Below are 255 nucleotides of genomic sequence, written 5' to 3'. Positions count from 1 at the left end.
CCAGCCAGGTTGCATCCAGCTCGACGGACAAGGCGTCCAGGGTGGTTTTGGCGTCGATGGTCAGGCCCAGTGACCGGCAGATGATCGGTCGCGCCGCCAGCCATTCGGCACCGTCGAGCAGGCCAAGGCGCGGGTCGGCATAGCGCCAACTGGGCGAGACGAAGACATCGCGGCGGCGCAGGGCCGTGCGCAGCGCATCGAGCGTGCAGAACACATAGGCACCCATGTCGAGGGAGCCATCTTCGCGGGTGATGT

1 protein-coding gene is annotated in these 255 nt (G+C 66.7%); it reads right to left on the bottom strand.

Annotated elements, in window-relative coordinates; genetic code table 11:
* On the bottom strand, positions 1 to 255 hold a 255-nt coding region (locus QMX89_RS22840; RefSeq protein WP_282349967.1), incomplete at both ends, for a hypothetical protein.

Origin of the sequence: Pseudomonas sp. PS01301, assembly GCF_029960215.1 — a bacterium.
GTDB lineage: Bacteria > Pseudomonadota > Gammaproteobacteria > Pseudomonadales > Pseudomonadaceae > Aquipseudomonas > Aquipseudomonas coleopterorum.
Note: the sequence above shows the minus strand (reverse complement) of the source record. Positions and strands in the feature narration are given on the sequence as shown.